At 65.8% G+C, this 16963-nt stretch carries 11 protein-coding genes; all 11 read left to right on the forward strand.

Annotated elements, in window-relative coordinates:
• Positions 1–4 precede the first annotated feature (4 nt).
• Positions 5–718 carry an ATP12 family chaperone protein gene (locus tag ACO054_RS05035; RefSeq protein WP_421709348.1) on the forward strand — a complete coding sequence of 238 codons (714 nt, stop codon included), beginning with the start codon at positions 5–7 and terminating at the stop codon, positions 716–718.
• Between the two features lie 152 nt (positions 719–870).
• The gene (locus ACO054_RS05040) at positions 871–2403 is read left to right on the forward strand and encodes an acyl-CoA carboxylase subunit beta (protein ID WP_421709349.1); all 1533 of its coding nucleotides are present in this window, start codon (positions 871–873) and stop codon (positions 2401–2403) included.
• A gap of 251 nt (positions 2404–2654) precedes the next feature.
• Positions 2655–3173 carry an RNA polymerase sigma factor gene (locus tag ACO054_RS05045; protein WP_421709350.1) on the forward strand — a complete coding sequence of 173 codons (519 nt, stop codon included), beginning with the start codon at positions 2655–2657 and terminating at the stop codon, positions 3171–3173.
• A gap of 154 nt (positions 3174–3327) precedes the next feature.
• Positions 3328–4392, forward strand: a complete 1065-nt coding sequence (locus tag ACO054_RS05050) for a FecR family protein (RefSeq protein WP_421709351.1) — start codon at positions 3328–3330, stop codon at positions 4390–4392.
• Between the two features lie 210 nt (positions 4393–4602).
• On the forward strand, positions 4603–7200 hold the full coding sequence (locus tag ACO054_RS05055) for a TonB-dependent siderophore receptor (RefSeq protein ID WP_421709352.1): 2598 nt from the start codon (positions 4603–4605) through the stop codon (positions 7198–7200).
• A gap of 7 nt (positions 7201–7207) precedes the next feature.
• The gene (locus ACO054_RS05060; RefSeq protein ID WP_421709353.1) at positions 7208–8572 is read left to right on the forward strand and encodes a PepSY-associated TM helix domain-containing protein; all 1365 of its coding nucleotides are present in this window, start codon (positions 7208–7210) and stop codon (positions 8570–8572) included.
• 215 nt (positions 8573–8787) lie between these two features.
• Positions 8788–9336 carry an RNA polymerase sigma factor gene (locus tag ACO054_RS05065; protein WP_421709354.1) on the forward strand — a complete coding sequence of 183 codons (549 nt, stop codon included), beginning with the start codon at positions 8788–8790 and terminating at the stop codon, positions 9334–9336.
• Positions 9337–9529: 193 nt separating this feature from the next.
• Positions 9530–10579 (forward strand): FecR family protein, encoded by a 1050-nt coding sequence (locus tag ACO054_RS05070; protein WP_421709355.1) that lies wholly within the window; start codon positions 9530–9532, stop codon positions 10577–10579.
• Between the two features lie 145 nt (positions 10580–10724).
• Positions 10725–13148 carry a TonB-dependent receptor domain-containing protein gene (locus ACO054_RS05075; RefSeq protein WP_421709356.1) on the forward strand — a complete coding sequence of 808 codons (2424 nt, stop codon included), beginning with the start codon at positions 10725–10727 and terminating at the stop codon, positions 13146–13148.
• A gap of 55 nt (positions 13149–13203) precedes the next feature.
• On the forward strand, positions 13204–14592 hold the full coding sequence (locus ACO054_RS05080; protein ID WP_421709357.1) for a PepSY-associated TM helix domain-containing protein: 1389 nt from the start codon (positions 13204–13206) through the stop codon (positions 14590–14592).
• 95 nt (positions 14593–14687) lie between these two features.
• Positions 14688–16922, forward strand: a complete 2235-nt coding sequence (parC, locus tag ACO054_RS05085; RefSeq protein WP_421709358.1) for a DNA topoisomerase IV subunit A — start codon at positions 14688–14690, stop codon at positions 16920–16922.
• Positions 16923–16963: the final 41 nt, after the last annotated feature.

Here is a 16963-nt window from a genome sequence, read left to right on the forward strand (position 1 = left end):
TGGTATGAAGCGTTTTTACGATACTGCCGAAGCCGGCTCTCTGGACACCGGCTTCGGCGTGCTGCTGGACGGCCGTCCGCTTCGCACACCCGGAACGGCGCTCCTGACGCTTCCGAGCGAAGGCTTGGCGGCTGCCCTTGCCGAGGAATGGCGGGGGCAAGATCAGCAGATTCAGCCGGCCTCCATGCCGCTGACTCAGATCGCCTGCACCGCGCTCGACCTGGCCGCCAAGGAGCCGGAGAGGGTGGTCGAGGAGTTGATCGGTTTCGCCGAGGCCGAGCTGCTCTGCTACCGCGCCGAACATCCGGCCGACCTGATCCAGCGGCAGGCTGCGGTCTGGCAGCCTCTGCTGGACTGGGCGGAGACGACCTACGGCGCCCGGTTGCTGCTGGCGACCGGCATTCTTCACCGGTCGCAGCCGGAGGCCAGCCTGGCCGCTCTGCGCACTGCGGTTTCCCGCTACGACCCCTGGACCCTGACGGCGCTGGCGACGGCGGTGCGGGCCGCCGGCTCGCTGGTGGTGGGGTTGGCGCTGATCGACCGGCGGCTGACACCGGAAGAGGCCTTCGCGGCTGCCGAACTGGACGAGAGCTACTGCCTGGAGCGCTGGGGCGACGACCCCCAGGCGACCCATCGCCGCGAGGGCGTGAAGGCGGATCTGACGGCGGCCCGCCGTTTCGTCGATCTTCTGCAGGGCATCCCTGTTAGTGCTGCATGAATTGATATTAATCAGTAAATTAGATGGATGTATTGAAGTCATAAACTAGCCTTTGGTTTGGCGATCCGAACCCAGGCTGGTGAAATCCTGCGGACGGTGCTATCCCCGTCGCGGGACTGTCATGGGTTGGACTCACAGCAGCGGGGCGCGGCATGCAGGAGATTCTCCAGGAACTGGAGCGGCGGCGCGCGCAGGCGCGTCTGGGCGGCGGACAGCGCCGCATCGATGCCCAGCATGCCAAGGGGAAGCTGACGGCCCGAGAGCGCCTGGAGGTGCTGCTCGACGAAGGCTCCTTCGAAGAGTGGGACATGTTCGTCGAGCATCGCTGCAACGAATTCGGCATGGCCGAGCAGCGGGTGGCCGGCGACGGCGTGGTCACCGGACACGGCACCATCGAGGGGCGGCTGGTTTTCGTCTTCAGCCAGGACTTCACGGTCTTCGGCGGGTCGCTCTCCGAAACCCATGCCATGAAGATCCGCAAGATCATGGATAAGGCCCTGGAGGTCGGGGCGCCGGTGATCGGGCTCAACGATTCCGGTGGCGCCCGCATTCAGGAGGGCGTCGACAGCTTGGCCGGCTATGCGGAGGTCTTCGTCGCTAACGTGGTGGCCTCCGGCGTGATCCCGCAGATCTCCATGATCATGGGGCCCTGCGCCGGCGGTGCCGTCTACTCCCCGGCCATGACCGACTTCATCTTCATGGTGAAGGACAGCTCCTACATGTTCGTCACCGGTCCCGACGTGGTGAAGACCGTCACCCATGAGAGCGTGACGCAGGAGGAACTGGGCGGCGCCATCACCCACACGACCAAGTCGGGCGTCGCGGATGCGGCCTTCGAGAACGATGTGGAGGCCCTGCTGCAGTTGCGGCGCTTCTACGGCTTCCTGCCGCTGAACAACCGCGAGCGGCCGCCGGTCAGGGCGACCCGGGACCCGGCGGACCGGCAGGACGACTCGCTCGATACCCTTGTGCCGCCGAGCGCCAATAAGCCCTACGACATGAAGGAGTTGATCCAGAAGGTCGTGGACGAGGGCGAGTTCTTCGAGCTGCAGCCGGCCTACGCGGCCAACATGATCACCGGCTTCGCCCGGATGGACGGCCGCCCGGTCGGGATCGTCGCCAACCAGCCGATGGTGCTGGCCGGCTGCATCGATATCGACTCCTCCCGCAAGGCCGCCCGTTTCGTTCGCTTCTGCGACTGCTTCAACATCCCCATCGTGACTTTCGTCGACGTGCCCGGCTTCCTGCCCGGCACCAGCCAAGAATACGGCGGCATCATCAAGCACGGCGCCAAGCTGCTGTTCGCCTTCACCCAGGCCACCGTGCCCAAGGTCACGGTGATCACTCGCAAGGCCTACGGCGGCGCCTACGACGTGATGAGCTCCAAGCACCTGCGCGGCGACGTCAACTACGCCTGGCCCTCCGCCGAGATCGCCGTGATGGGGCCGAAGGGGGCGGTGGAGATCATCTTCCGCGCCGATGCGGGCGAGCCGGAGAAGATCGAGCAGCGGACAGAGGAGTACCGCAAGCTCTTCGCCAACCCCTTCGTGGCGGCTTCGCGCGGCTTCATCGACGACGTGATCATGCCCCACGGCACCCGCAAGCGGATCTGCGGCGCGCTCAAGATGCTGGAGAACAAGCAGGTCTCCGACCCCTGGAAAAAGCACGACAATCTGCCGCTTTAGAGTGCGATCGTCTCAGGTGGAAGCGCCTGGCTTCCACCTAGGGCGATCCTGCTTTGGGCGGGTTCGATCCGTTGCCGAAGAGTTTCGCCAACACCTGCCCATCTCTATTGAGAATGAATCGCAATTATCCTAGCCTTGGCGCGCGATGCCGGGCGATGGCCGCTGTCTATAGGCCGAATCGGTGACCAGCTCAGTCGGCGGGGCCAGTGGATGCGACTTGACGAGTCCGTTCACGAGAGACGTGAAGGACAATGCAAGAGTCAGCTCTGCTGAGAGCCTACCTGGAGCATGAGAAGGACCTTCTGCGCTTTCTCGTCAAACGCCTTGGCTCTCGCAGCCTTGCCGCCGACATTGCCCAGGATCTCTATCTGAAACTGCATCGCGGCGATGACGAAGGCATCCGCGACAGCCGCGCCTATCTCTTCAGCATGGCCGCCAACTTGGCCACCGACCACCTGCGCGTCGAACAGCGCCGTGCGGAGATCCGCGCCGATGAAATCGCCGTTGCCTGGCATCGTACCGACAGACTGAACCCGGAACGGCATGCTCTGGGGCGGGCGGAACTCGACTACATGAAAGCCGAGATCGCGAAGCTCGACCCGCGTTGCCGGCAGATCTTCTATCTGAATCGCTATGAAGGGAAATCTCAGGCGGAGATTGCCGAAGCGCTCGGCGTCGGCCTAACGACGGTTTACAAGGATCTGAAGAAGGCCATGTCCGCCCTGATGTCGGCGCGTCGGCGATTCCACGGTCAGTCGCAGGACAACTAGAGCTGGCACCGGAAAACGTGATCCCACTCGTCCATACCATAGAGGCGGCAAAAAGATCGTGGCGAGACCGCCGACCTCCACTCTCGGGCTGGCTGGTCTGCCTAGGGCAAGTCGGCGGATGCGTCTTGTGACGAACGCGGATAGAGAGGCGAGCGTGACGCGCGAAGAGCGTGGCCCTATCGACGAGGCGGCTCAGGACTGGTTCCTGCTGTTGTCTTCGGGAGAAGCGACGGCAGCGGATCGGGCGCGTTTCGCCGACTGGCGGGACGCGGATCCGAGACATCGGGCCATCTACGAGGAGCTTTGCCGGCTTTGGGGAGACATCGACGAGCTGCGGGAGGCCTTTGCCGCACCGCCAAGCCCGGCACCCGTCGTCGAAAGTACGCTATCCAAAATTGGTCGCCGCAGAGGTCGGAACCTGGACGATGGCGTCTTCCGACGCTTTCGAAGGCAGATGCTGTGGAGCGGAGTGGCGGCTGCTCTCGCCATCGCTGCCGTCTTCACCGTGCCGCAGATCTCGCTTCGGCTCCAAGCGGATCACCTGACGTCGGTCGGAGAGCAGGCGCGAATCGTCCTGCCCGACGGCTCGATTGCCTGGCTCAACACCGCGACAGCTCTGGCCGTCGACTATGGTCGGGAAGGTCGAAAGGTCACGTTGCTGCAGGGCGAAGCGGAGTTCGAGGTGGCCGAGGATGCCGGGCGGCCCTTCGACGTCCTGGCGCGCGATGGCCGCTCACGGGCGCTCGGCACGGTCTTCGCCGTTCGCGACCTCGGACGCCGCAATAAGGGCCCCGATGCCACCGTGACGGTCGCTGAGGGCCTCGTCGAGGTCGTCTCTCCGGCGCGGGGTACGCCCCAGTCGGGCGCGTTCCAGTCTGGCGCTTCCCCGTCGGGCGGCCGGGTGCTTCTCTCGGCCGGTCGTCAGGTGGATTACAAAGAGGGCGAGGCGCCGGGAGTGGTCCGTGAGGTATCGCGCCCTGCCGCGACGAGCTGGCGTGACGGCATCCTGGCTATGGAAGATATGGCCTTCGAACAGGCGCTGGCCGAAATCGACCGCTACCGTCCCGGCCGGATCCTGTTGCTGGCCGAGCCGCAGGATCTGGAGCCCGTGACGGCTCGCTTGTCCCTCGCAGACCTCGACGACGGCCTCGACGCCTTGGCGGCGACCCATGGTCTAAGGGTGACGCGGATCACGGATTACCTGGTGGTTCTGCGATGAAGCTCTCGGGCTCGGTTGTTGTCTATGTGCCGGTCTGATCTCTCGCCTGATCCCTCGAAAGAGGGTTCGGATACAAAAAAGTAAAAAAGGCAGTCCGAAGGGCACCGGTCCCGGGGATTTCACTCGTCCAGTTAACGAGACGTTGCGCGAATGCGAGGCATTTGCACGGCGCTCGGGGTCGGATCGAGTTGAAATTTGGGGGGCAGTGCCATGGTCAAGGCCATCAACCGAACGTTCGGGCTGGAGTGCGCGCGCGAAGCGTCGCTGCGCAAAGGACCGAGCGTTTCAAGGGTTCTTTGTGCGATTCTGCTCGCCGTAGCCGCGGCAGGCAGTGCTGCGGGGGCAGCCCGGGCCGAGAGCTGGGACGATCGACTGCGCGCGATCGATCGGGGGGCGGCGCCTGCCTGGGCGGGGTGGGGGGATGCCACCCTGCAGATGGCTCAAGCCGACGAAGCCCAGCCCTTCGCCATCGCTGCCCAGCCACTGACCGCCGCGCTCGAAGCTTTCTCCGACCAGACCGGCGTCTCCTTCGCCTACACGACCAGTCAGCTCGACGGCGTCCAGTCGAACGGGGTCGAAGGCACGCTTACGCCACGCGAGGCACTGACTCGGCTGCTTGCCGGCACCGGCGTGACCTTTCGGTTCAACGGGACGCAAACGGTCTCCTTGAGGCGAGTAACCCCTCAGAGCGACGGCGATCTCATGCAGCTCGACCCGATCACGGTGGAGGGCGAAGCGGGTGCCGGCGGAACCGGGTATGGGCCTCCAGCCGAGACAGATATCGGCATCGATCCCTTCGGAGGGTCGATCAGGGAAATCCCGGCGACCGTCAACGTCATTCCGCAGCAGTTCATCGAGGATCGGGCGCCGCGGCGCGTCTTGGATCTCGCCGACTATCTGCCGGGCGTGAACGTGCGCGAAACCAATGGCGGGACCGGAAACAACGGCATCATCATTCGTGGCTTTTCCACCGGTAGCGGCAACGAGATTTCGTTGAACGGGCAGGTCCAGCGCATCTTCAACAACCAGAGCCGCGGCTTCGCCAATATCGAGCGTGTCGAGGTGCTGAAGGGCTCTGCCGGTGTGGAAGCCGGTGTCGTCGAGCCAGGTGGCGTGGTCAACCTCGTGACCAAGAAACCGGAGCGCGACGCCGCTCTCGTCGTATCGGGCGAAGTCGGCAGCTACGAGCGATTCGGCGCCATAGTCGATGCCACCGGACCGATCGGCGAAAGCGACCAACTGCTCTACCGCTTCATCGTGGAGGGCCAAACGCGGGAGTCGTTTCGCGACAATGTCGATCAGGAGCGCGTGCTCGTCGCCCCGTCGCTGCTGTGGAACTACGCCGAGGAAAGTTCGGCGCTGCTGGAGCTGGAGTACATTTATCAAGATCAGGCCTACGATCGTGGCATCTTCTATCTCGAAGGCGCCGGCCTGGACGATAACTTTGCGCCGATCGAGTTCAGCTCTCACGAGCCCGACGACTCGCTTAAGTCGCACTCCGGTCGGGCGACCCTCTCCGTCGATCAAAGGCTGACGGAGGTCTTCTCCCTACGCGGTCAGGCGAGCTACATCATCGAGGACTATCTCAGCAAGGGTGCGCGCAATCCAAACCTGAACGGCCTTTACATCCCGGGAACCAATCGCTTCTCCGGCGATCCGACCATCGCGCGCAGCTTTTCGAGATTCGACGGCAAGAACGAGCAGATCTTGACCGAAGCCGAAGCGCTTGCGGGGTTCGAGACCGGGCCCCTGCGTCACGATGCGCTGATCGGCCTGGAATATGCCTATGCCGAAAACGAGAATCAGGGGCAGGACGGTCAGACGGTTTGGCCCCTGAATGCCTTCAACCCAGTGTACGGAACGCAGCCGCAGGTGATCGGCCGCGCCGAAGATGGAGTCGGCCGCGACTTCGATTCCGTGCGTAAGGAGAGCTACAGAAGCCTTTATGGGCAGTACAAGCTAACTGCCTGGGAACGGTTTCATCTGCTGGGCGGTTTGCGCTTCGACGATGCGGAGTTCAGCAGCCGTTTCACGCGCAACGTCAACACCGACCCGACGGGGTCCAGAACCAAGTTCGGCGACCGGGTCGTGTCCTGGCGCGCCGGCGCCGCCGTCGAAGTCACCGAAGCCATTACCCTGTTCGGCGGGATCAGTAATGCCTCGGTACCTCAGTCGGGCCAGGACCGGCAAGGTGGTGCCTTCGAACCCCTGGAGTCCCTCAGCTACGATGCTGGCGTAAAGATTGGCTTGTTCGGCGACCGCGCCCTCTTTACCGCATCGGTCTTCGACATCACCCAGGAAAATCTCACCGAGCCCGACCCGGACAATCTGCCAGGCGAGAACTTCAGTGCGCTGATCGGCGAGGTCAATTCGCGCGGTGTCGAACTCGAGCTGTCCGGCGCCGTCACGGACCATTTCGACGTTCTTGCGGGGGCTGCCCTCCTCGATACCGAGATCACCGAGAGCACCTCGGGCCAGAAGGGTAACCGTCTCTTCGGCGTTCCGGTCTTCGAGGCCAGCATCTGGGGCAAGTACGACTTCTCGGATCTTCTGACGCCTGGCTTGAGTGCGGCGCTGGGCGTCGTCCATGTCGGCGTACGGGAAGGAGACAACGACAACTCCTTTCAGCTTCCCGCCTACACTCGCGTCGATGCTGGCCTGTTCTACGATTGGCGCGACGTTAGCCTCAGTCTCGCAGTCGAGAACCTCTTCGACACGACCTACTACCGAGGTTCCCAGAACCGTCCGACGGCTGTGATTCCGGGCGCTCCTATCAACGTGCTTGCCGGGGTTTCGGTCCGCTTCTGAGGGCGCCATGTCGACCCGAGTCTGGTTTCGCGTTCATAGTTTCACGGGTGTGATCACGGGGCTCCTGCTGTTCGTGATCTGCTGGAGCGGAACCTTCGCGGTGCTATCGAACGAGCTGGACTTGCTGGTGACGCCGGAGGCCAGGGTCGAGAGCGGCGGACCGCCGGCGAGTTGGGGAACTATCGCGGAGGCGGTCCAGGCGGCCTCTCCCCGGGCGACGATTCGCGGGTTCAGTGCGCCGCTCTATCCCGCCTCCGCCGCGCAGGTGCGGGTCGACCTGCCGGCGCAGCGCGCGGTCTGGGTCTATGTCGATCCCTCCACGGCGCAGGTGCGGGGCGCGCGCAGCTACCTCAACCTTCAGCGCTTCTTCCGCAGCTTCCATTACAATCTCTTCCTGCCGGAGGTGGGGCTCTACCTGGTCTCGCTGTTCGGGGTGACGATGCTTGTCTCGCTGGTCGCGGCGCTGGTCTTCTACAAGCGCTGGTGGCGGCGCTTCTTCAAGCTGCCGCGGGGCCGCGGCCGCGCCTTCTGGAGCGAGATCCACAAGCTGGCGGGGCTCTGGTCGGTCTGGTTCCTGCTGGTCATCGGCGTGACCGGCGTCTGGTATCTCTTCGAGGCGGGGCGGGCGGACTTCGGCGACGGCAAGGGGAGCTTCGCCGGGTCCGGCACCTTCGCGATCCACGGTATTCCGGCGGCGACCTCCGATCCGGCGCTGCCTCTGCTGCCGCTCGACGCCCTGGTGGAGCGGACGGGGGAGTTGCGGCCCGACCTGGCGATCCGGCACATCTTCCTGGGCGAGGATACGGCGATCTTCCAGGGGCAGGCGGGCTACCTGCTGGTGCGCGACCGGGCCAACCAACTTCACCTCGACCGGCGCACGGGGGCGTTGCTCTACGACCAGACGCCCCACGACTATTCGCTCTACTGGCGCTGGTCGGACACGGCGGACCCGCTTCACTTCGGGGACTTCGGGGGGCTCTGGAGCAAGGGGATCTGGTTCGTCTTCGGGCTGCTGCTGTCGGGCCTGATCCTCACTGGCACCTGGCTGCACGCCCACCGTCTGGCGCGCGAGGCCGGGAACCGGGCACGCCACCGCTGGCCGGGCACGGCGGCGGCCCTGGCCGTCTCGCTGCTGGTGCTGGCGGCCAGCGTGCCCTTTGGCTTGATCGAGGCGCAGGGCTACGGCCCCACGGTCGGGGACAGCCGGCAGTTTCCCGAGCTGGCGCCGGGCGTGGCGGCGGTGATCGCGGGCTGGATTGCGCTCACCCTCGCCATCCTCGCCGCCTGGGTCTTCCTCCTCTGGAAACCCGAGGTTCTGCAGACCGCACGGGGGCGCGAAATCCGGCGGCGGCGCCAGGCCGACTTGGTCTAACAGCGCCCAAGGGCAACAGACTGTCGAGCGATAGCCTGAAACACCGCTCCACCGTAGCGCTCCGCGGGGGGCGAACTCGCGATTGCGAATGATTCTCAGAAAATTTATACCTAGGGCTTCCCCGTTGCGGACGCTTGTCACTCTGCCGGCCCTCCGGCGCGCGGCGGCCTGACCTTCTGCGCGACACTCTTCGCGCACAGCTAGCGCCGGTTCGGATGCCCCAAGGTTCCTTTCAGTCCCTGGCTCAGGCGGTCGAAGCCCACTACGAGGAACTGCGCCGTTTCGTGCTGCGCCGTACCGGGTCGCAGGCGCTTGCCGAGGATGTGGTGCAGGAAACCTGGATCCGGGCCAGCACCTCGGCCGGTGCCATGCCGGACAACCCGCGCGCCTATCTCTACCGTATGGCCGGAAACATCGCGGTCGACCATCTGCGCCGTGTCCGGCGACAGGAGGGTCTGGAACCGGCCGCCTGGGACGACGATCCGCTGTCGGTGTCGGATCGCGCTCTTTTGGAGATCGCGTCGTCCGAACCGATTGCCGACGAAGTCGCGGCGGCGCGGGAAGAACTCGCCATCCTCTCCACCGCGATCCGCGAGCTTCCGGAAAAGTGCCGCCTCGTCTTCCTGCTTTATCGCGGCGAGGGGCTGACGATGCGCGAGGTCGCGCTGCGCCTCGACATCTCCGAGAAAACCGTCGAGAACCATCTCGCGCGCGCGATGGTGCATTGCCGGCGGAAACTGAGAGAAGCGGGGCGGAAGGTTTGAGACGGAACCATCGTGCGATCCCGGCGGCCGGGGCCAGCCGTCGCCGATCCGAGTCCTTCTATCGGAAGGCGCATTTCCGGCTGGGGGATTCGGGGGACCGCAGCCGTCCTAGGAGCAGGGACCGCCATCCGGACGACGGCTTGTCGCGAAGAGGGCCGGATGCCGGTGAGCGCGATGGTGCGGGCAGGTGGCCATGAAGGGACCGGCGGGCGACGCCATGGAGGAGCTACCCGATAGCATTCTGGAGGCTGCGGCGATCTGGTACGCGCGGATGCGCGAGCCCGAAGCGGACGTCGGGCGTGCGGCCGAGCGGCGGCGGGACTTCGAGGCTTGGCTCGCCGCCGACCCGCGACACGAACGGGCCCTGGAGGAGACCGAACGCCTCTGGGGCGCGCTGGAGCGGCCGGTCGCCTGGGCTCTCGCGGCGGAGGCGCGCTCGGGCTCTCGACTGCAGCCGGCCGCATCCCCGATGGTCAAGAGCGGTCCCTTGCGCTGGCGCGGAGCGCCTCGGCGGGCCGCCTGGCCTCTTCCCATGCGGGTCGCGGCGGTTGCCGCCTGCCTGCTGCTGCTGGTCGTCGCGGGGGGTGTCTGGAAAGACGACATCGCCATCGGCTTGGCGAGCGACCACGCAAGCGCCGTCGGCGAACGTACGCCCGTGACTCTGGCCGACGGCAGCCGGATCTTGCTCAACACCCGCAGCGCCGTCGCAGTCGATTTCGGGCCGGCGGCACGTCATGTCCGCCTGCTACGCGGCGAAGCCTGGTTCGAGGTTTCGTCCGATGCGGCACGTCCCTTCACCGTGGAGACCCCGCAGGGCAGCGTTCGGGTCACCGGCACCAGCTTCGGCGTCCGTCGCGACGAGGGTGCCACGCGGGTGAACCTGGTCGAAGGCGGGGTTGCGCTCTCCTTGCCAGGTTCGCTGGAAACCCTTGGGCTCGTGCCGGGCCAGCAGGCGCAGCTTTCGGCCGAGGGGATCTCTGACCCCGCGCCCTTCGACCGCACGGCGGCCACGGCCTGGCTGCGCGGGCAACTGGTGTTCTACGACACGCCCCTTGCCGAGGTGGTCGCGGCGCTGAACCGCTACCGGCCGGGCCGCATCGTGATCCTCGACGAGGAGCTTCACCGCCTCAAGGTCAGCGGTGTTTTCACGACCGACGATCCCGATGCTGCGCTGACCGTGATCGCGGACACGCTCCCGGTCAGCGTCACCCGTTTGACCCGCTATCTGGTGCTGCTCCGCTAACCGCCGTCTCCGCGATTTTCGTCGAGGATCGAAAAAGTTTGCCGCCCGGCTAGGGGATCTGCCGCCGCCGTTTCGTCTCAGCCCTGAGTGCGAATGCGCCGCATTTGCGCTTTGGGGATATCACCGGGGAAAGGCGGGGGCAGGCATGCGGACGATGGGGGACATCCAGACGGCAATCAGGGGCGAGGGGGGCAGGGCGCGCGCCGGCTGGTTGTCGGCGACGGTCTCGGCGCTGGCTCTGGCGTTGATCCAGACGCAGCCGGTTCTGGCGCAGGAGGCTGCGGCGCAGACCGATCCGGCCGCCCTTGCCCAAACGGAACAGACCTACAGCTTCGATATCACTTCGCAGCCGTTGCCCCAGGCCCTTGCCGAGGTCTCGGCCGTGACCGGACTGCAGATCCTCTATAGCGAAGCCGCCGCCGGCGAGCACATGGCGCCGGCGCTCAGCGGCAGCTTCACGGCCGAGCAGGCGCTCGACCGGCTGGTGGCGGGCAGCGGCTTCCAGTACCGCTATACCGGTGCCAACGCCGTCACGCTGACCTCCGCGCTTGCGAACAACGGCGAGGAGCGCTTGCAGCTCGGGCCGATCACCGTTCTCGGCACCCGCCGCGCTGACGTGCCGCTCTCCAACGTTCCCTCGTCTATCACCATCGTCGAACGTGAGGAGATCCAGAAGGAACTGGCGACCGCGAGCCGGCTCGAAGACGTCATTTCGCGCCGCGTTCCCGGCTTCAACCCTACCAGCAACGGCGTACGGCAGATCCGCGGTCGCACCGCGCAGGTATTCATCAACGGAGTCCCAACCAACGAGCAACTTCGTGCCAGTGGCGGCTCCGATCTCAATCGCGTGAGTCCGGACCAACTCGCGGGGATCGAGGTCGCGCGCGGCGCCAACGCGGCTTTCGGGTTCGGCTCGCCGGGTGGAATCATCGCCCTGCAGACGCCGCGGGCCGAGTCCGAAGAGTTGACCCTGCGCACAGTGGTACGCGAGAGCTTCAACCCGCATCGCATCGGCGGCAGTCATCGCACGAGCCTTTATCAGAGCGTCTCTCAGATCGTCGGCGACTTCGATTATCAGCTCGGCGGCAGCATCGCCTACGACGGGTCGGAGTACGCGCCCGACGGTGATCTCGCGCTCGGCTTCGATGCCTTTTCGGGCTTCGGCAACGCCAGAGAGATTGTCGGCAATCTCGACGGCTCCTTCGGGTTAGATTTGGCGGACTTCGGTCGGCTGCGCCTGACCGGTACATTCCAGCATGTCGACTTTCTGGAAGACTACCGGATCGAACCCGGTGTCTATCGCGAGACCTTCGGCTCCCAGTCGGAAGAGCCGAGGGGCGATCAGTCCTTCCGCCAGTCTTACACGCTGAATCTCTCTTACGAGAACGAGGACGTTCTGGGACAGTCCGTGAGGCTTGAGGCTTTTACAAGCAAATCTGAGATCGAGAACTTTGCGACTTTTGGAGGTCCCGTTATCCGCGACGAGCAAATGAACGACTACTACGGTCTCCGATCCGCTGTGACGACACCGCTCGATTTTGTAACGGACGGGCTCGGCTTCGTCACGGACGGCACGGCAATCACCTACGGCGTCGACTTTCTGCGTAATCGCTTTTATAGGCCACGCTTCGACGACGATACGGATGTCCTATTCGACTTTATTTCTCCCGATGTGACACTCGATAGTCTCGCGCCCTACGCCCAGCTCGACGTTTCGATCGGTGACTTTCAGTTGACAGGCGGACTGCGGCACGAGCGTTACAGCGGCGAAGTCGAGACGGCGGTCGGTCCGGGCGGTATCGTCGGCGGCGATATCCAAAGTTTCAATCTCACGCTCTACAACGCGGGTCTTGTCTACTTCCTCGACGACAACGTCGATCTCTATGCCACCTTTTCCCAGGGGGCCGAGATCTCCCAGCTCGGGCGTGCCGCCCGCTCGGCGGCCACGGCCGACCAGGTCGACCCGCAACCGGCGAAGTCCAACCAGTACGAGATCGGGGTTCGCGGCGATTGGGACTCGCTTCGTCTTGGCCTTGCCGGTTTCTATACCGAGTCCGACCTCTTGAGCGCGCTGCGATGCGACGGCTTGAACCCCTGCACCCCGTTACGCGAGCCGCGCGAGTTTTGGGGTGTAGAGGCAAGCGCCGACTGGCGCATCGCTACGCAGTGGGGAGTCGGCGGAGTCCTGACCTGGCAGGATGGCATTCGCGAGACCGAGTCGGGAGATGTCCGGCGCATCGGAAGCCGGGAAGTTCCGCCGGTCCTGGTCACGGCCTACCTGGACTACGACCCCTTTCCCTGGTGGCGCAACACGCTGCAGCTCAACTACCGCGGCAAGCGCGACCCCTTCGGCGATAGCACAGCCTTCGGTGAAGGGAGGGTCGACGATCTCCTGCTCGTCAATCTTGCCGCGAGTTTCGATGTCGGTCCGGGCGCACTGCAGCTCGGCGTGGAGAACCTCCTGAACACCGAGTACACCTCGATCCCAGCCGAGGCAAACAACAATGCCTTTCTCTGGATACCGGACGAGGGCGCGCGCGTGTCGCTCTCCTATTCCATGGAATGGTGACTGAAAGCAGAGACGGCGTTGCGCAGTGCGTGGGAGCTAGCGAGAGCATTGCGCGATGACCCGTGTCTGGTTCCGGGTTCACAGTTTCACGGGCGTGATCACGGGGCTTTTGCTGTTCGTGATCTGCTGGAGCGGGACCTTCGCTGTTCTGTCGAACGAGTTCGACTGGTTGGTGACGCCGGAGGCCAGGGTCGAGAGCGGCGGACGGGTCCAGAGCTGGGGCGTTCTCACCGAGGCGGTTCAGGCGGCCTATCCCGATGCGACCATCCGCGGGCTGAGCGCGCCGCTCTATCCGGCTTCCGCCGCGCAGGTGCGGATCAACCTGCCGGCGCAGCGTTTGGTCTGGGTCTATGTCGATCCCTCGACGGCGGAGGTGCGAGGCGCGCGCAGCTACTTCAACCTTCAGCGCTTCTTCCGCAGCTTCCACATGAACCTTTTCCTGCCGGAGGTCGGGCTCTACCTCGTCTCGCTCTTCGGGGTGACGATGTTGGTCTCGCTGGTCGCGGCGTTGGTCTTCTACAAGCGCTGGTGGCGGCGCTTCTTCAAGCTGCCGCGGGGCCGCGGCCGGGCCTTCTGGAGCGAGACCCACAAGCTGGCGGGGCTTTGGTCCGTCTGGTTCCTGCTGGTGATCGGCGTGACCGGGGTCTGGTATCTCTTCGAGATCGCGCGGGTGGACTTCGGCGACGGCAAGGTGAGGTTCGCCGGGTCGGGCGACTTCGCGGTCCACAGCATTCCGGCGGCGACCTCCGATCCGGCGCTGCCTCTGCTGCCGCTCGATGCCCTGGTGGAGCGGGCGGCGGAGCTACGCCCCGACCTGGCGATCCGGCACATCTTTCTCACCGAGGATACGGCCATCTTCCAGGGGCAGGCGGGCTATCTGCTGGTGCGCGACCGGGCCAACCAGCTCCACCTGGACCGGCGCACGGGGGCGCTGCTCTTCGAACAGACGCCCAACGACTATTCGCTCTACTGGCGCTGGTCGGACACGGCAGACCCGCTGCACTTCGGGGACTTCGGCGGGCTCTGGAGCAAGGGGATCTGGTTCATCTTCGGGCTGCTGCTGTCGGGCCTGATCCTGACCGGCACCTGGCTGCACGCCCACCGTCTGGCGCGCGAGGCCGGGAACCGGGCACGCCACCGCTGGCCGGGCACGGCGGCGGCCCTGGCGGTCTCGCTGCTGGTGCTGGCGGCCAGCGTGCCCTTTGGCTTGATCGAGGCGCGGGGCTACGGCCCCTTGGTCGGGGACGGCCGGCAGTTTCCCGAGCTGGCGCCGGGCGTGGCGGCGGTGATCGCGGGCTGGATTGCGCTCACCCTCGCCATCCTCGCCGCCTGGGCCTTCCTCCTCTGGCGGCCCGACGTCCTGCAAACCGCAAAGGCGCGGGGCGCCCAATCCTCACCGAAAGATATTACGGCGGGCGCCCAGCCGCCGCGGGGCAGGATCTGACTTTTCCACTGAGATCGCACCGGTCCGCGTTCCAAAATCTTGTGGCCCCGTCGCGTCGCGCATACTGTGTCTAGCGGTTAGACACGAGGTTGCCGATGCCCCCCCAATCCACTGCCGAGTCGGGCGAGGTTCGCGAGGTGCGCCTGGTCGAGGCGCTGAGCGAGCGCTACCTGGCCTATGCGCTCTCGACCATCATGAGCCGCTCGCTGCCCGACGTGCGCGACGGGCTCAAGCCGGTGCACCGCCGTCTGCTCTACGCCATGCGCGAGCTGCGGCTGAACCCCGACACGCCCTTCAAGAAGTCGGCGCGCGTGGTCGGCGACGTGATCGGCAAGTACCACCCGCACGGCGACCAGTCGATCTACGACGCCCTGGTGCGGCTCGCCCAGGAGTTCGCGCTGCGCTATCCGTTGATCGACGGGCAGGGCAACTTCGGCAACATCGACGGCGATAACGCAGCGGCCATGCGCTACACCGAGGCGCGGCTGACCGCCGTGGCCGCCCGGCTGCTGGAGGGTATCGACGAGGAAGCGGTCGACTTCCGCGCGACCTACGACGGCGAGGCGCAGGAACCGGTCGTCCTGCCGGCCAACTTCCCGAACCTGCTGGCCAACGGCGCCCAGGGTATCGCCGTCGGCATGGCCACCTCGATCCCGCCGCACAACGTGGCGGAGCTGGCCGATGCCCTGGTCCATCTGGTGCGCCATCCGGGCGCGAGCATCGAGACCCTGGTCGAGAAGGTGCCGGGCCCGGACTTCCCGACCGGCGGTCTGCTGGTCGAGCCGCGCGAGTCCATCGTCGAGGCCTATCGCACCGGGCGGGGCAGCTTCCGCCTGCGCGCCCGCTGGGAGGTGGAGCGTCAGAAGGGCGGCACCTACCAGGTCGTGGTGACGGAGATCCCCTATCAGGTCGGCAAGGCCAAGCTGATCGAACGGGTCGCCGAGCTGCTGAGCCAGAAGAAGCTGGTCCTGCTGGCCGACATCCGCGACGAGTCGACCGAGGACGTGCGCCTGGTGCTGGAGCCGCGCAGCCGCAACGTCGAGCCCGAGGTCTTGATGGAATCGCTCTTCCGTCAGACCGACCTGGAGGTGCGGGCGTCCCTCAATATGAACGTCCTGGACGGCGAGCAGACGCCGCGCGTGCTCTCCCTGCGCGAGGCCCTGCAGGCCTACATCGATCACCGCCATGAGGTGCTGCAGCGCCGCAGCCACTTCCGGCTGGAGCGCATCGCCAAGCGCCTGGACGTGCTGGCCGGCTACCTGGTCGCCTACCTCAACCTGGACGAGGTGATCCGCATCATCCGCGAGGAGGACGAGCCCAAGGCCGAACTGATGCGGCGCTTCGAGCTGAACGACGGTCAGGCCGAGGCGATCCTCAACATGCGGCTGCGCGCCCTGCGCAAGCTGGAGGAAATGGAGATCCGCAAGGAACACGCGGCGCTGACCGAGGAGCAGGCCGATCTGAGATCCCTGCTGGAGGATGCGCCGCGTCGGCTCAAGCTGCTGGAGCGCGAGTTCAAGGAACTGAAGAAGGATTTCGCGCCCGACAGTCCGCTCGGCCGCCGCCGCACCGACATCGCCGACCCGCCGGCGGCGGTGGTGGTGCCGCTGGAGGCCGTGATCGAGCGCGAGCCGGTGACCGTTCTGCTGTCCGCCAAGGGCTGGATCCGCGCCATGAAGGGCCACGGCACGGCGGCCGCCGACGCCAAGTACAAGGAGGGCGACAAGGCGCGCTACGCGGTTCCCTGTCAGACCACCGACAAGCTGCTGATCTTCGCCACCAACGGCCGGGTCTACACGCTGGGTGCCGACAAGCTGCCGGGCGGGCGCGGTTTCGGCGAACCGTTGCGCCTGATGATCGACCTGCCCAACGACCAGGATCTGCTGGCCGTGCTGGTCCATCAGCCGGGCCGCAAGCTGTTGGTCGCCGCATCGGACGGACGCGGCTTCCTGGTGCCGGAAGACGAGCTGGTCGCCCAGACCAAGAACGGCAAGCAGGTGCTGAACCTGGGCGAAGGCGCCGAGGCGCAGGTGTTGCGCCCGCTGCCCGAGACGGCCGACCATCTGGCCGTGATCGGCGAGAATCGCAAGCTGCTGGCCTTTCCGCTGGCCGAATTGCCGGAGATGACGCGCGGACGCGGCGTGACGCTGCAGAAGTACCGCGACGGCGGCCTGAAGGATGCCAAACCCTTCCGCCTGGAGGATGGCCTGGAGGTCCGCCTGGGGCCGGAGCGCAGTCGGACCTTCGACCTGCGCGAGTTCCTCGGCAAGCGCGCCCAGGCCGGTCGCCTGCCGCCCAGCGGTTTTCCGAAGCACGGTAGGTTCGACTGACGTGCCTGATAGGGGTGAGCGGTCTTACCCCGCCGGGTCAT

Origin of the sequence: Algihabitans sp. (genome assembly GCF_965226985.1) — a bacterium.
Classification (GTDB): domain Bacteria; phylum Pseudomonadota; class Alphaproteobacteria; order Kiloniellales; family DSM-21159; genus Algihabitans.

What these genes read in the sequence shown, in the direction of transcription:
- ACO054_RS05055 (WP_421709352.1), top strand. Translation starts at nt 4,603, where the DNA reads ATGGTCAAGGCCATCAACCGAACGTTCGGGCTGGAGTGCGCGCGCGAA.
- ACO054_RS05045 (WP_421709350.1), top strand. Translation starts at nt 2,655, where the DNA reads ATGCAAGAGTCAGCTCTGCTGAGAGCCTACCTGGAGCATGAGAAGGAC.
- ACO054_RS05035 (WP_421709348.1), top strand. Translation starts at nt 5, where the DNA reads ATGAAGCGTTTTTACGATACTGCCGAAGCCGGCTCTCTGGACACCGGC.
- ACO054_RS05060 (WP_421709353.1), top strand. Translation starts at nt 7,208, where the DNA reads ATGTCGACCCGAGTCTGGTTTCGCGTTCATAGTTTCACGGGTGTGATC.
- ACO054_RS05070 (WP_421709355.1), top strand. Translation starts at nt 9,530, where the DNA reads ATGAAGGGACCGGCGGGCGACGCCATGGAGGAGCTACCCGATAGCATT.
- ACO054_RS05080 (WP_421709357.1), top strand. Translation starts at nt 13,204, where the DNA reads ATGACCCGTGTCTGGTTCCGGGTTCACAGTTTCACGGGCGTGATCACG.
- ACO054_RS05065 (WP_421709354.1), top strand. Translation starts at nt 8,788, where the DNA reads ATGCCCCAAGGTTCCTTTCAGTCCCTGGCTCAGGCGGTCGAAGCCCAC.
- ACO054_RS05040 (WP_421709349.1), top strand. Translation starts at nt 871, where the DNA reads ATGCAGGAGATTCTCCAGGAACTGGAGCGGCGGCGCGCGCAGGCGCGT.
- ACO054_RS05075 (WP_421709356.1), top strand. Translation starts at nt 10,725, where the DNA reads ATGCGGACGATGGGGGACATCCAGACGGCAATCAGGGGCGAGGGGGGC.
- parC (WP_421709358.1), top strand. Translation starts at nt 14,688, where the DNA reads ATGCCCCCCCAATCCACTGCCGAGTCGGGCGAGGTTCGCGAGGTGCGC.